This window comes from Trinickia sp., from assembly GCF_057351765.1.
The window spans coordinates 47674-60574 of sequence record NZ_JBMRBK010000053.1; the positions used below are offsets into that span (position 1 = coordinate 47674).

The window sequence follows — 12901 nt, forward strand, 5'->3', positions numbered from 1 at the left end:
TCTCGGGTTGCACGGGGCCGCCTTTGCGGCTCACTCGAGGCGGAACTGAAGACAGGCTAGCTCGAGGAAATGAGGCGAATACATGGACGAACGAGTCATGAGGAAGAGTATCGGCAAGCCGGTGCCAGACTGGGATTTGGCGCATCGCTTGCCGATCGGCCGGCCAGGCGGTCCAGACGTTCAGGATTTCGGCGCGACGTTCAGCATCAACTCACTCTTCATGGACGCGATAGAGCCATCTTTTCTCGAAAAGCAATGGTTCATCACAGGTGTATTGCTTGCTTTCGTGTTCATCGGAATCGGGCCGTACATCTATTGGCTCACCAATATTCGCTATCCATACGCGGGCAATATATTGGGGGATGTTTTCGCAGTATGCGTATCCCTAGTTTTTGCCTCCATTGTCTGGAAACTCGGACGAGGCCTCTTCTTCGGCTTGCGCCACCGACCAATCCGCTTTCATCGCGAAACTGGCAAGCTATACGCGATCCGCGCGCGACGCTTCTTCGCCAAACCCGGCGAGGGTGACGTGGTCTGGGAGGCACCTTGGACAGAAGACTCGATCTTCTGCCTCCACCGCGAGACCACATCCTTCGGCACCGTCTTCCACATTCGACACTATACGATCGACGATCATGGCAATGTCACCCGTGTGTTCTCGATCGGCCGTGAATGGACCGGCAGGCTGCAAGTCGAAATGGCGCTCGCGCAGTGGAACTACTGGTGCGCGTATATGAACGATGGCCCCAACGGTCTGCCTAAACCGATGCTGTTTCATACGCAGCGAGAAACATCGCGCGAGTCGTTCCTTTTTTCGATGTACAGCTTCGGAATGCGCGCACCCGTCCTCGTTCGACTGATGATGATGCCGCTGATTTTGGTCTTCACCGTCATGCGAATAATCGCGAACGCAACGTGCCGCGATCCCGTCTGGCCCGACTCGATCGAACAAATTTCCGTCATCGCTTCAGACGATCCATACGCCGAGCCCCGCCCCGGCACACCGGTCGGCTGGGGCGACACCGTCTTGGCTCAGCAGCGCGGCGAGTACCCGAACGACCCGAAAAGCCGTGCCCAAGATTGGAGCGGTGAATCCGATGGCAGGCTGAACGCAGCGGCTTGGCTCGACAATCCAGCTGCCGGCAGGGGCCGGGTGACGCAACGCGCATGATGCCGAACGGAACACAACGATATATACCAACGCGAGGTTGAGAATGAAAGACGAAAACGGACGCGGGGTAATCCGCTTGAACGACAAGACGACGCACGGCGGTCACGTAACCACCGCCAGCGATGATTTGAAGGCGTTAGGCGTGCCCGTCGCGCTGAAGGGCCATCTGACATGGTGCCCCAAGTGTGGCGGCCACTTTGCCATCGTCCCCGAAAACAGCACGCGCCAACACCATGGCGTACCAGTCGCGTTTCACAACGACCCGACCGAATGCGGCGCGCGCTTGATTTCGTCGCTGTAGCGCGAGAACACGGAGAAAAAAACGTATGAGCGAACTTCCGAAGGCGCTCGCATTCCAACGCGATCACTGCGGTCGCCGCCACGAAGCCTCGAAGAATCATATATAGGCTGATTCCTCTCGCCTCATGCGCCGGGTGGCGAACCGCCCTCACCCCCCAGCCACCCCCTGCGTATTGACATACAACGCATACACCGACTGACACGACGCCATAAAAAGGCGATTGCGCTGCAACCCGCCGAAGCACAGATTCGCGCATCGCTCCGGCAATGCAATACGCCCGATCAGCTTGCCGCGCGGCGAAATCACCATGACGCCGTCGAGCTCCTCGCTACCCATGCCCCAACCACACCAGAGATTGCCGTGAATATCGCAGCGCATGCCGTCTATGGTGCCCTCCCCTGCATCCAGGAACACGCGGCCGTTTTCGATCGTCCTGCCATCGTCGGCCACGTCATACACCCAGATCTTGCGGTTCGGCGTGCCCCGCGATTCGATGAGATAAAACAACCGCTCGTCAGGCGAAAAGCACAGCCCGTTCGGCCCGGCCACATCGGCAGCCACGATCGACGCCTCGCCCGTCGCCGCGTCGACACGATAAACATGCTGCGGTAACTCAGGCTCCGCCTGATAACCCTCGTAATACCCAAGAATCCCGAAAATCGGATCGGTGAACCAAATGGAGCCGTCGGACTTCACGACAACATCGTTCGGCGAATTCAACGGCTTGCCACCGAAGGAATCGAGGATCACCGTCAGCGAGCCATCGTATTCGGTGCGCGTGACACGCCTGCCGCCATGCTCGCAACTGATAAGCCGCCCCTGGCGATCCCGCGTATGTCCGTTAGCAAAATTCGACGGCTTCCTGAAAACACTCACCGCTCCGGTCTCTTCCTCCCACTTCATGATCCGGTTGTTGGGAATGTCGCTCCACAGCAGATAGCGCCCATCGCCGAACCACACGGGGCCTTCGCACCAGCGAAACCCGGTGGCAATGCGCTCGACGGCCGCAAGCGGCAGACAAAACGCTTCGAACTCCGAATCGATGATCTGAACGCGGGGATCGGGGTATCGCTCGCTCTGCTGCCACATGGAAAAACGCTCCTCCGTTCGAATTCGCTTCGCTCAGAAATAGTTGAAATGCTACGACTCAATTCGCACGCAACGCCGTTGCAATCGGCAAGCGCGCCGCACGAATGGCAGGCAGCAGCCCCCCAAGCATGCCCACGGTACAGGCCAGTACAACGCCCGAAACGAGCAACGATGCCGTGACGGTCAGATGAAACACCACCTGGGTAAAACTGGCGCCAAGCGTATTGACCGTATTGCCGTCGAAAAAAATCCATGCGGCAACGGAGCCGATCGCACTGCCGATCAAGGCGAGCAGCAACGACTCTACCAGAACCGAAATGACGATCGGCAACCCGCCGAAACCAATGGCGCGCAGCGTCGCAATCTCGCGTGTCCGCGTGGAGACAGCCGTATACATGGTATTGAGTGCGCCAAAGCACGCGCCCAGCGCCATGATGCCGCCGACGAAATACGCCAGCAGATTCAGCAGCTTCGAGAGACGGCTCGATTGAGCCGCATAGTAGTCCGTCTCGCGCTCCACGCTGACCTTCAGCGTCGGGTCCGTCGTCAACGCGGCTTTGAAGCGATCGAATGCACCGGCCGACTCGAGCATCACCGAAACCGATTGAAAAAGATTACGCCGATAAGCGGACAACACGGTCTCGACATCGCCCTGCAACTCGGATTCATGCGCATCTCCACCGGTTTCGAACACGCCCACCACGGTCCACTCTGAATCGCGAAATGCAATTCGACTACCTAGCTCGAGGCCTTTGAACTGAGCCAGGGCCGACTTCCCGACGATGATCTCGCGCACAGCCGGCTTGAACATGCGCCCGGCAATCAGATGCATTTCAGGCCGCAACGTCGACGCATTTGCGCCGATTCCACGCAGCGTCACATTGGCGTCCACGCCGTCCTTCTTCTGCGGCAACGCGACGATGACTACGGCTTCGGCCGATGCGATGGGCCGCCCCGCCGCATCCTTGCGAACGCCGGGCGCATCCATGATCGTCTGCGTGTTCTCCCGCGAGATCGTACTGGCGAGTTCGCCTTCCGAACCCGAGCGCAATACGATCGCGCGGTCTGTCCGGGCGGTGCCCTTGAGCGTCTTGGTGAATCCCTCGGCCATGGCGAGCACGGACACCATGACCGCAACGGTGACCGCAATCCCAATCACGATGACCCACGCCGTGCCCATACGCTGGGGCAAACTGCGCAGATTCATCGCGGTAACGGCTACGATTTGCTTCATCATCATGAGCGTAGGGCCTCCACGATCACTAGCCGCTTGGCACGCCACGCGGGCACGATACCCGTGGCGGCAGCCAGGATGGCGGCCATCAACACACCTTCGGCAATGACGCTCGCCGGCATCTTCACGACACCGAACGTGTCGCGCAACATCGGAAACAGCAAACTCGCAACGCCAAGCCCCACCAGGGCTGCAACGACGCACAACATCAACGCCTGCACGAGCACCAGCATGAGCATCTGCGTATCGCTGAACCCAAGCGTCTTCAGCACGGCAAGCTCAGGCACCTGCTCGCGCACCGCCTGCATCGCAGTGCTGCCGACGGCAAACAACAACGCAAAGAACACCGCAAAAAGAATGTAGGTGACGATCAGGCTGATATCCGCGATCTGTTTCATGAAGGACTGCTGAAACTCTTTCTCAGTCTGGGTCTTGGTCTCGTTGGGCGAATTGGCGAAACGCTTGTCGATCTCGGCGGCCACCTGAGCCGATTGCCGCGGATCGCTCAATTGAACGACATACCAGCCCACCGTACCCTTGCCGAAACTGCGCGCCTCGTCGAAATACTTGTAATTGAAGAACATGGCGTCTTCACGCGCGCGATTGGAAGGCTCCTCATAGATGCCGACGATATCGAAATCCCAATCCGACGTTCCGTCGGATGCCTTCACCCAGATCGTCGAATGCAGTGGGATGCGCTGGCCGATCTTCCATCCGTACTTCGCGGCAAGCCCTTTTCCGATGATTGCGCCTGTGCGCGTGCGCTTCAACGCTTCGATCTGGTCCTTAGGAACCACGACTTCCGGATGCGCGGCAAACTCGCGATCGGGCTCGACGGGAAACGCGGCAAGAAAGTTCTTCGGGTCCTGATAGTACGGACCGAACCACGACTCGTGCGACACCTTGGCGACGCCGGGGATCGTTTCGAGCTGTGACAGATAGGCGTACGGCAGGCTCTCGGTCAGCGAAATCCGGTTCGTCACGATGAGGCGATCGACATTCGACCGCTCAATGGTTTCCTGAAACGCCGCGTTGATGCCTTGCAGCATGCCGAACAGCAAGAACGCAATGACGATCGATAAGAGCGTCAGCGACGTACGCATTTTCTTGCGCCATAGCATCGCCCATATCAAGGGAATGAATTTCATATTTCAGCCTCCGGGGCTTACGCTTCAGTCCTGACGCGCTCGTCGACGAGCCTGCCCTTGTCGAGGTGCAGCGTATGCGTGGCGAAATCGGCCGCTTTTTGGTCGTGCGTCACCATGACGATGGTCTTGCCGTATTCGCGGTTGAGCACCTGGAGCAAATGCAAAATTTCATCGGCCGTGGCGCGGTCGAGGTCGCCTGTCGGCTCGTCGCATACGAGCAGCTTCGGATCCGAGACGAGCGCTCGCGCAATGGCTACACGCTGCGCCTGCCCCCCGGAGAGCTCGGACGGTTTGTGCTTCGTCCGGTCCTCCAATCCCACCACCGATAGCGCGGTCTGCACGTTGCGCCGCCGCTCTTCCTTGCTCAGCGACGTCAACAAAAGCGGCAACTCGACGTTGCGCTCGGCACTCAGCATCGGCATCAGGTTGTAGAACTGGAACACGAAGCCGACGTTATCGGCACGCCAACGGGCCAGACGGCTACCCTTGAGCCGGTCGATGTGCTCTCCGGCCACGACGATCTCGCCGCTCGTCGGATGGTCGATACCTCCGATCAGATTGAGCACCGTCGTCTTGCCCGAGCCCGACGGGCCCATCAGCGCGACGAAGTCGCCCTCGGCCACCGAAAGATTGAGGCGGTGCAGCACTTCCACGGACTGCTTGCCGCGCGTATAGGTCTTGACGACGTCGCGCAGAGAAACGATTGCACTCATGTGTTGCTCCTCGTTGAAGTGTCGGCTGCGTGTTGAGCGCCGTTCAGCGCTCGGCGATCTTGACGCGTGCCCCATCCTTCAGCTTTGAAAAATCGCCAAGCGCGACGCGCTCGCCCGCCGAAAGGCCCGACAGCACTACCTGTCCATCGGCGGAACGCGCACCGAGCCGCACGACGCGCCGCTCGACCGTATCGCCATGGATCACAAATACTGCGCCCGTGTCCGCGCCCGACTGAGCGCCCGGCACCACCGCTTCGGCCGGAATCACGACGCCGCCCGCGGCCGGCGTCGCCCCCGACTTGTTCTCGCTGCTCATGAACGAGACCCGTGCGCCCATCTCGGGCAGGATGCGCGGATCGCGCGACTTGAAGCCGACGCGCACCTTGACCGTCGCCTTGCTGCGATCGGCCGTGGGAATGACGGCGATGACATAGGCGGGGATCTGCCAGTCCGGATACGCGTTGAGCTTGAGGATCGCGGGTTCGCCGGCATGCACACGGCTGATGAAATTCTCGCTCACGTCGACCTCGACCTCGAGAGAATCCATATCGACAAGTGTGCAAATCCCCGTGCGGGTGAAGCCGCCTCCGGCAGACAGCGGCGAGACGATTTCGCCCGGCTGCGCATTCTTCGTCGTCACGACGCCGGTAAATGGGGCGTGCACGATCGTATCTTCCTCCTCGCGCTGCGCCACCAGCAAGGCCGCCCGGCGCACGGCGAGATTGCCTTGGGCCACCGCCAGATCGGTCTGCTTCGCGTCGAAATTCGCCTTGCTCGTATCGAGCACTTCGGCGCTGATGACGCCGGCCGCCGCGAGCTTGCGATCGCGGCGGTAGATCGGCGCGATATCGTCCGCGGCCGCCTTGGCCTGCGCAACCGTAGCCTCGGCCTGTATCACGCCGGCTTTCGCCTGCATGAGCGCTGCGGCAGCGTTCGTATCATCGAGCTTTGCGACGACCTCGTTTTCCTTGATGTGCTGCCCCTCTTCGATGAAGAGCTCGGACAGCTTGCCCGTGATCTTGGCGGAGACGGTTGCTTGCCGGCGCGCCACGACGTAGCCCGAGGCATCCAGAATCGATGCGCCGGATGGCCCCGACGCGTCGGAGCCCGTCGAAACCGCACGCGCGGCAGCGGCTTTGACTTCCGGCACGGCCGATCGGGACCAGATCAACGCGCCCGCTCCCAATACGATCAGCAGGGCGACGATCGCGACGACAACCCGTCGCCAGCGTGGACCGCCTTCGTCACCGCCTCGTTTGTCGCGATCGATGCGCAATTGGCGCAGGAGCTCGGATTTATCCGTCTTGTCCGTCATATCGGGTTTTCTAGTGGTGTCGAACGACTGGTCTCATGGGTTCATTGCTGCAGCGCCGGCGCGCGCTGCGCACCGTCTCCGGCTTGCCGGTCGCGCCAATCGCCGCCGAGCGACAAAAACAGGGCCGCAGTGTCCTGATAACGCGAGGCCAGCGCTTGGACATAAGCAATCCGCGAGCGCTCATACTGCTGCTGAGCGACGAGCAGCTCGACGTGATTGGCGCCACCGAGGCCAAAGCGTTGCTCGATCAGGCTCAGACTGTCCGCAGCCGCCTGCTGCGCGCGGTATTGAGCGTTGAGCGTCTGCGCATCGGTATCGAGCGCGCGCAATGAATCCGACACATTCTTGAATGCAAGCAGAACCGTCTGTCGATATTGCGCAAGCGATTGATCGTAAAGCGCGATCGCCGCGCGCCGCCTGGCATTGAGTGTGCCCCCTTGAAAAAGCGGCTGCGTGACGTTGCCGGCCAGGGAAAAAACGCCGCTCGAAAAAAGCGAGCCCAGCTTTTGGGCCGAATCGCCCGTACTTGCACTGAGGCCGAACTGCGGCAGCATGTTGGCCGTGGCGACGCCGATGTTCGCACTCGCCTGATGCAATTGCGCTTCGGCGCGGCGGATATCGGGCCGCTGGCGCACGATATCGGACGGCAGCATGACGGGAATCTCGCGCGGTAAATGCAGCGACGCGAGCTCGAAGCTCGCCTCGGTGTAGTCGGCGGGAGAACGGCCCAGATAGACAGCCAGCTGGGAGCGCGCCGCGGCAAGCTGCTGCTCGAGCGGCGGCAGCAGCGCTTGCATGGATGCGAGATTCGATTCGGCCGACAGCACGTCCGATCGCGACGCGCCGCCGAGCTCGAATTGCTGGCGGCTCAAGTCGGCCTGATGCTGGGCCGACGCGATGAGGCTCTGCGTCGCATCGATTTGCGCGCGCAGCGACGCTTCGAGCAGCGCCGCCGTCACGACGTTTGCCGCGAGCGTCTGATAAGTCGCCTGCAGTTCTTCCTGCTGTGCGTCGCGCGCCGCCTCCTGCGCTTCGATGCCGCGCCGCACGCCGCCGAATACGTCGAAGTTGTACGAGAGGCTGACGGACGCGTTATACAGCGTGAACAGGAAACTGCCCGCTTCAGGAAAGCCTTGGGCGGCGCCGTTGATCTTCTGCCGCGAAGCGGTGAAACTGCCGCTCGCCGAAGGAAACAGTCCGCCGCGCTGCGCGGCGACTTGCTGCTGCGCAGCGCGCAGCGCAGCCTGCGCTGACGCCACGGTCGGACTCGCGCGCAGCGCCTCGTCGACGAGCCGCTCCAGCGTTGGCGAGCCATAAGTACGCCACCAGTGCGAATCGAGTGCCGCGGCAGCGGTGAATGTCTGCGATTCGCCGCCCGCAACGGGCGTGGCCTGCGTTTGCGGCGGCAGCGGCGTTTCCGTCACGGACGACGCGACAGGCGGCGGTGGAGCTTTGAAGTCGGGGCCGACTGCACACGCGCCAAGCAGCGTTGTCGCAATCAATACCAAAACCACCCGGTACGACTTCACCGGATATGGACACGCAATCGGATACCGTCGCGATTCGCGACGCTCTTTGTTATCCATGCTTGAAATCGAGGGGCTGTGCGGCTTGATTCCTCCGTTATTTCCCGGAGGGGCCCAAATCCCGTGACGGGCGTATGAGGTTTGCAAAGCGGCAACGAGTATAGCGCTGCGCTTCATTTATCGATAGTGACGGCGTACGTCAGCCAATGCGAATAGCGATTGATGAAACCACGGATTTTCGCAGTCCGCGATGCGGAAAATCCTGCCGTCGCATCGTCGGCGCCGATCGTTCGAAAATAGCGACGAAAGGCCGCGCGCACTCGCGCGAGCACCGGCGTTTTCAGCGAATGCCCCATTCAATCGGTTGAAGCGCTTGCCCAAACCGTGCGATGGTGCGAAATGCTCGCGAAGCACCCTTCAGGCTGCGCTCGCTTCAACCGGAATTTCGCCCACGATGAAAACGCTGACCGATCAGCTCGCGCAATATGCGGCCTATCACCGCGACAGACGCAATATCGCCACCCATTTCGTCGGCATTCCAATGATCGTCGTCGCACTCGCCGTGTTGCTCAGCCGGCCCGCCTCGACGTTCGGCGTGCTCCCGCTCGCCGTCTCGCCTGCATGGCTCGTCTTCGGCGCGGCGACGCTCTATTACCTCGCACTCGATGCGCCGCTCGGCGTGGCGATGGCATTCGTCAGCGCCGGGTGTCTGGCGCTTGGGAGATGGATCGCGTCATCGTCGACGACGACATGGGTCGGCACGGGCGTCGCCCTCTTCGTCGTCGGCTGGGTCTTTCAATTCGTGGGGCATGCCGCCTACGAGCACAGAAAGCCCGCTTTTGCCGACGATCTGATCGGCCTCCTCATCGGACCGCTGTTCGTGCTGGCCGAGGCGCTCTTCGAACTGGGATGGCGGCCGCGCTTGCGCGAAGCTATCGAGAACGCAACAACAGCACGGCATGCGCGGCCGTGATTGCCACCGCGAACCAGATCGGCACGTAGGTGGCGAGTTGTCCCGCGCGCAGCGTCTCGCCGAGCAGCAGCACCGATACCAGAACGATCAATACCGGCTCCACATAGCCGAGAATGCCGAACAGTGCCATCGGCATCAGGCGGCTCGCTTTCAGATAGCAGGCAAGCGCGATCGTGCTGAGTGCGCCAAGCCCGGGCAGCAACAGCGCGCCGAGCACCGGAAGATGAAACGCGGCATGCGCTGTGGCGCTCGTGGCAATGAGCCAGATGGCGGCCGGCAGCAAAAGCAGTACCTCGGTCGCAAACGTGACGAGCGAATCCGAGGCAATCGTGCGTCGTACGACGAAGTACGGGGGATAGCCGAGCACGACGACGAGCGTGGGCCAGGAAAACGCATGTGTGGCACGTAGTTCGTGGGCGACGCCGATCGCGGCGCAGGCAACGGCGAGCCATTGCAACCGCGCGAGCTCTTCGCGATAGTAGAATCGGCCGACGAGGACCATGGAAAGCGGCAGCAAAAAATAACCGAGCGACACCTCGAGCATATGGCCATGGAGGGGTGCCCACATGAAGAGCAGGAGCTGGGAGCCCATCAACGCTGCGCACGTCACGAGCTTGAACGCCAATCGCGGCGCGCGGCTGGCTTGCACGAGAAGATCGCGCAATTGCGGCAGGCGCGAGCGCCACGCGACGAGCAGCAACGCGCCGGGCACGGTCCAAACGATGCGCCACGCAAAGATGTCCACACCGCCGAGCGGCGAAAGTAACCGCGTATAGGCCGCAAATAGTGCAAACAACGCTGACGCCGCGACTGACAGCGCAATTCCGCGACCCACTACAGAAGAATTCATTTAAAAGGGGAAATTGTTGGTATTGTGCTGGCCATCGCTTCGGCGGATCAGATCAGGAGCTCTCTTTCGATGACAATGCAACGAACAGGTGATATCGGTTGAACTCAATGCTGCTCGAAACGTGCGAAACGCTTCTCGAGCGCCCGCTCTTCGCTGACGAAATCGGTGACGCGGGCCGAGGGCGGCCCGCGCCGCATCCATTCGAGCATTCTGTCGATCTGTTCTGCCGGCCCCTGCACCAACGCCTCGACGGAGCCGTCCGCGAGATTGGAGACCCAGCCGGTGATGCCGAGTTCGTGCGCGCGCCGCACCGTCGCATGACGGAACCCGACACCTTGCACGACACCGCGCACATGCACGTAATACGTTTCGATCCTCGTGTTCAAATCGGGCCCAGTCATACCCGCGTCTCCCAATGCTCGGCTGCTCCAAGCCGGCATTGTAGTCGTCTTGCGTGCACCGCATCGGGGCACCGCTTGCTAGTCTAAAGAATGCCGGCAAAACAGCCGTTAAATCGCACTATTGAGTTTGCGCGCTTGCTCATTGGCGTGACAGGAGACTTTACGGTGGGTCAACGACACCACGCGGCACGAGTCGATCGCCACGGAAAAGCCACGATTCGGTACGCCGAACAGGCACGGACCGTCGCGGCCCTCGCGCTGGGCGCGGCGGCTGCGTACGCCGCCTGGCTCGCAACCGGTCGCCTCGCATTGGGCCACCAGTTGGATGCCGCGGCCGTTGCGGCCGCCTGTGTCGTTTTCGCTTACGGCGTGCATGCGCATTGGCGCATCGGAATCGAACGTGCTCGCGCACAAAAAGACGCGATCGAAAAGGAACTGGCGCAAGCGGCCCTGCAGGAATCCAAGCAGATGCTCGAGGCGGTCATCGACAGTGTGCCGCAACGGATTTTCTGGAAGGACGTCAATTCCCGCTATTTGGGCGGCAATCGCGCGTTCGCGCAGGATGCGGCAATCGAGCACCGCGCCGCGATCGCGGGGCTCACCGACGACGATATGCCGTGGCATAGCACGGCGGCCGAGGCGCGTCGTCGCGATCGGGAACTCGTCGAAAGCGGCAAACCCCTGCACTACGAGGAATTGGTGCCGACCGCCCGCGGCGAGCTGCGCTGGCTGCATACCTCGAAGGCACCGATCAGAAGCGCCGACGGCACGGTGATCGGCGTGCTCGGCAGCTACGAGGACGTGACCGAACTCGTGCAATCGCGCGAGCTGCTCAATCGGCAAGCCAACGTCGATTCGCTGACGATGCTGCCGAACCGCAACCGGTTCACCGAAAGGCTCGAACAGGCGATTCGCGACGCGCAGACGTCCGGTACGCGCGTCGCACTCGTCTTCATGGATATCGATCACTTCAAGGATGTCAACGACAGCCTTGGCCACGGTGTCGGCGACCGCCTGTTGCAAGAGATCGGTGCGCGGTTGTCCGCGTCCACGGAGCCAACGGATACGGTCGCGCGCTACGGCGGCGACGAGTTCGTGATCATCGTGCTCGAAAGCGGTGTCGACGATCGGCTGAGCGAAGTGCTCGCGCGCGTCTCGCAGACCTTCGCTCAGCCCGTGGTCGTCGACGATAGCGAGTTTCATGTGGAAACGAGTATCGGCATCGCGTGTTTTCCGAGCGACGGCGCCGATGCGGAAACCTTGCTGCGGCGCGCCGATCTCGCGATGAACCGCGCGAAATCGAACGGCCGTAACGGTGTACAGCGCTTTACGGCGGAACTCGGCCAGCAGGCCGATCAGCGGCTCGCGCTGTCGCGGCGCATGCGCGTGGCACTTGCGAACGGCGAATTCCGTCTTGCCTACCAGCCGCAAGTCGACGTGCGGACGAATCGCGTGACGGGTGTCGAAGCGCTGTTGCGCTGGGACGATGCCGAGCTGGGCCCCGTGAGCCCAGCGACCTTCATCCCGATCGCCGAAGAAAACGGCCTCATCGTCGCGATCGGCGAATGGGTCATGCAGCAGGCCTGTTTTCAGGCGCAGACGTGGCAAGCGACTCTGCCGGGCCTGCGCATGTCGGTCAACCTTTCGCCCCGTCAATTCGCGCGCGGCGATATCGTGCGCGTCGTTCAGCGGGCGCTTTCGCGCGCCCAGCTCTCGCCGCAACTTCTCGAGGTCGAAATCACCGAAAGTGCGTTGCTCAATCTCGGCTCGCTCGATGTGTTGCGCGCCTTGCGCGCGTTGGATATCGACATCGCCATCGACGACTTCGGCACCGGCTACTCGAGCCTGTCGTATCTGCGGCGTTTTCGCGCCGAGCGCCTCAAGCTCGACATGTCGTTCGTGCGCGGCATCGGCGTGCATCGGGAGGACGAAGTCATCACGCGCGCCATCTTGTCGCTCGGGCGCGCGCTAGGCTTCAGCGTCGTCGCGGAGGGCGTCGAAACCGACATGCAGCTCGCCTTCTTGCGCCGCCACGGTTGCAGCGTCGTGCAAGGATATCGATTCGCCCGTCCGATGCCGGCCGCGCAGGCGCACGCGTTCATTCAGCGCTTCAATCAAGGTGTTCTCGCCTTGGAATGAGCGAATCGGCGCGCTGTCGTTGAATTCGAGAAAACCGTTCG

The 12901-nt window shown here is 61.6% G+C and carries 12 protein-coding genes; 4 read left to right on the top strand and 8 right to left on the bottom strand.

What is annotated here, in order from left to right; all coding sequences use genetic code 11:
• Nucleotides 1-82 precede the first annotated feature (82 nt).
• Nucleotides 83-1171 (top strand): DUF6708 domain-containing protein, encoded by a 1089-nt coding sequence (locus tag ACO1XS_RS14725; RefSeq protein WP_486391035.1) that lies wholly within the window; start codon nucleotides 83-85, stop codon nucleotides 1169-1171.
• Nucleotides 1172-1214: 43 nt separating this feature from the next.
• Entirely contained in the window at nucleotides 1215-1472 is a 258-nt protein-coding gene (locus tag ACO1XS_RS14730; RefSeq protein WP_331569139.1) for a PAAR domain-containing protein, read from the top strand.
• Nucleotides 1473-1619: 147 nt separating this feature from the next.
• Here ACO1XS_RS14730 and ACO1XS_RS14735 read toward each other — a convergent pair whose 3' ends face one another.
• The 6 genes from ACO1XS_RS14735 to ACO1XS_RS14760 are packed head-to-tail and all read right to left on the bottom strand — an operon-like array spanning nucleotide 1620 to nucleotide 8557.
• On the bottom strand, nucleotides 1620-2561 hold the full coding sequence (locus tag ACO1XS_RS14735) for an SMP-30/gluconolactonase/LRE family protein (RefSeq protein ID WP_486391036.1): 942 nt from the start codon (nucleotides 2559-2561) through the stop codon (nucleotides 1620-1622).
• A gap of 58 nt (nucleotides 2562-2619) precedes the next feature.
• Complete coding sequence (locus tag ACO1XS_RS14740; protein WP_486391037.1) at nucleotides 2620-3801, bottom strand: ABC transporter permease; 1182 nt, start codon at nucleotides 3799-3801, stop codon at nucleotides 2620-2622.
• Nucleotides 3798-4943 (bottom strand): ABC transporter permease, encoded by a 1146-nt coding sequence (locus tag ACO1XS_RS14745; protein WP_331569133.1) that lies wholly within the window; start codon nucleotides 4941-4943, stop codon nucleotides 3798-3800. Before ACO1XS_RS14745 ends, ACO1XS_RS14740 begins: the two co-directional genes overlap by 4 nt.
• A gap of 17 nt (nucleotides 4944-4960) precedes the next feature.
• The gene (locus tag ACO1XS_RS14750) at nucleotides 4961-5656 is read right to left on the bottom strand and encodes an ABC transporter ATP-binding protein (RefSeq protein WP_331569131.1); all 696 of its coding nucleotides are present in this window, start codon (nucleotides 5654-5656) and stop codon (nucleotides 4961-4963) included.
• A gap of 43 nt (nucleotides 5657-5699) precedes the next feature.
• On the bottom strand, nucleotides 5700-6971 hold the full coding sequence (locus ACO1XS_RS14755) for an efflux RND transporter periplasmic adaptor subunit (protein ID WP_486391038.1): 1272 nt from the start codon (nucleotides 6969-6971) through the stop codon (nucleotides 5700-5702).
• Nucleotides 6972-7012: 41 nt separating this feature from the next.
• Nucleotides 7013-8557 (bottom strand): efflux transporter outer membrane subunit, encoded by a 1545-nt coding sequence (locus ACO1XS_RS14760; protein ID WP_486391039.1) that lies wholly within the window; start codon nucleotides 8555-8557, stop codon nucleotides 7013-7015.
• A gap of 394 nt (nucleotides 8558-8951) precedes the next feature.
• Between ACO1XS_RS14760 and ACO1XS_RS14765 the strand changes: the two genes are divergently transcribed.
• Nucleotides 8952-9470 carry an Mpo1 family 2-hydroxy fatty acid dioxygenase gene (locus ACO1XS_RS14765; protein ID WP_331569125.1) on the top strand — a complete coding sequence of 173 codons (519 nt, stop codon included), beginning with the start codon at nucleotides 8952-8954 and terminating at the stop codon, nucleotides 9468-9470.
• Here ACO1XS_RS14765 and rarD read toward each other — a convergent pair.
• Nucleotides 9430-10320 carry an EamA family transporter RarD gene (gene rarD / locus ACO1XS_RS14770; RefSeq protein WP_331569123.1) on the bottom strand — a complete coding sequence of 297 codons (891 nt, stop codon included), beginning with the start codon at nucleotides 10318-10320 and terminating at the stop codon, nucleotides 9430-9432. The genes ACO1XS_RS14765 and rarD overlap by 41 nt on opposite strands.
• 104 nt (nucleotides 10321-10424) lie before the next feature.
• Nucleotides 10425-10721, bottom strand: coding sequence for an acylphosphatase (locus ACO1XS_RS14775; RefSeq protein WP_331569121.1), 297 nt, complete (start codon nucleotides 10719-10721; stop codon nucleotides 10425-10427).
• A gap of 165 nt (nucleotides 10722-10886) precedes the next feature.
• On the opposite strand from ACO1XS_RS14775, the gene ACO1XS_RS14780 reads away from it, so the two are divergent.
• Entirely contained in the window at nucleotides 10887-12860 is a 1974-nt protein-coding gene (locus tag ACO1XS_RS14780) for a putative bifunctional diguanylate cyclase/phosphodiesterase (protein ID WP_486391040.1), read from the top strand.
• Nucleotides 12861-12901 lie beyond the last annotated feature (41 nt).

Excerpts from the sequence above, each read along its gene's own strand:
- ACO1XS_RS14725 (WP_486391035.1), top strand. The coding sequence starts at position 83 with ATGGACGAACGAGTCATGAGGAAGAGTATCGGCAAGCCGGTGCCAGAC.
- ACO1XS_RS14730 (WP_331569139.1), top strand. The coding sequence starts at position 1,215 with ATGAAAGACGAAAACGGACGCGGGGTAATCCGCTTGAACGACAAGACG.
- ACO1XS_RS14735 (WP_486391036.1), bottom strand. The coding sequence starts at position 2,561 with ATGTGGCAGCAGAGCGAGCGATACCCCGATCCCCGCGTTCAGATCATC.
- ACO1XS_RS14740 (WP_486391037.1), bottom strand. The coding sequence starts at position 3,801 with ATGATGATGAAGCAAATCGTAGCCGTTACCGCGATGAATCTGCGCAGT.
- ACO1XS_RS14745 (WP_331569133.1), bottom strand. The coding sequence starts at position 4,943 with ATGAAATTCATTCCCTTGATATGGGCGATGCTATGGCGCAAGAAAATG.
- ACO1XS_RS14750 (WP_331569131.1), bottom strand. The coding sequence starts at position 5,656 with ATGAGTGCAATCGTTTCTCTGCGCGACGTCGTCAAGACCTATACGCGC.
- ACO1XS_RS14755 (WP_486391038.1), bottom strand. The coding sequence starts at position 6,971 with ATGACGGACAAGACGGATAAATCCGAGCTCCTGCGCCAATTGCGCATC.
- ACO1XS_RS14760 (WP_486391039.1), bottom strand. The coding sequence starts at position 8,557 with ATGGATAACAAAGAGCGTCGCGAATCGCGACGGTATCCGATTGCGTGT.
- ACO1XS_RS14765 (WP_331569125.1), top strand. The coding sequence starts at position 8,952 with ATGAAAACGCTGACCGATCAGCTCGCGCAATATGCGGCCTATCACCGC.
- rarD (WP_331569123.1), bottom strand. The coding sequence starts at position 10,320 with ATGAATTCTTCTGTAGTGGGTCGCGGAATTGCGCTGTCAGTCGCGGCG.
- ACO1XS_RS14775 (WP_331569121.1), bottom strand. The coding sequence starts at position 10,721 with ATGACTGGGCCCGATTTGAACACGAGGATCGAAACGTATTACGTGCAT.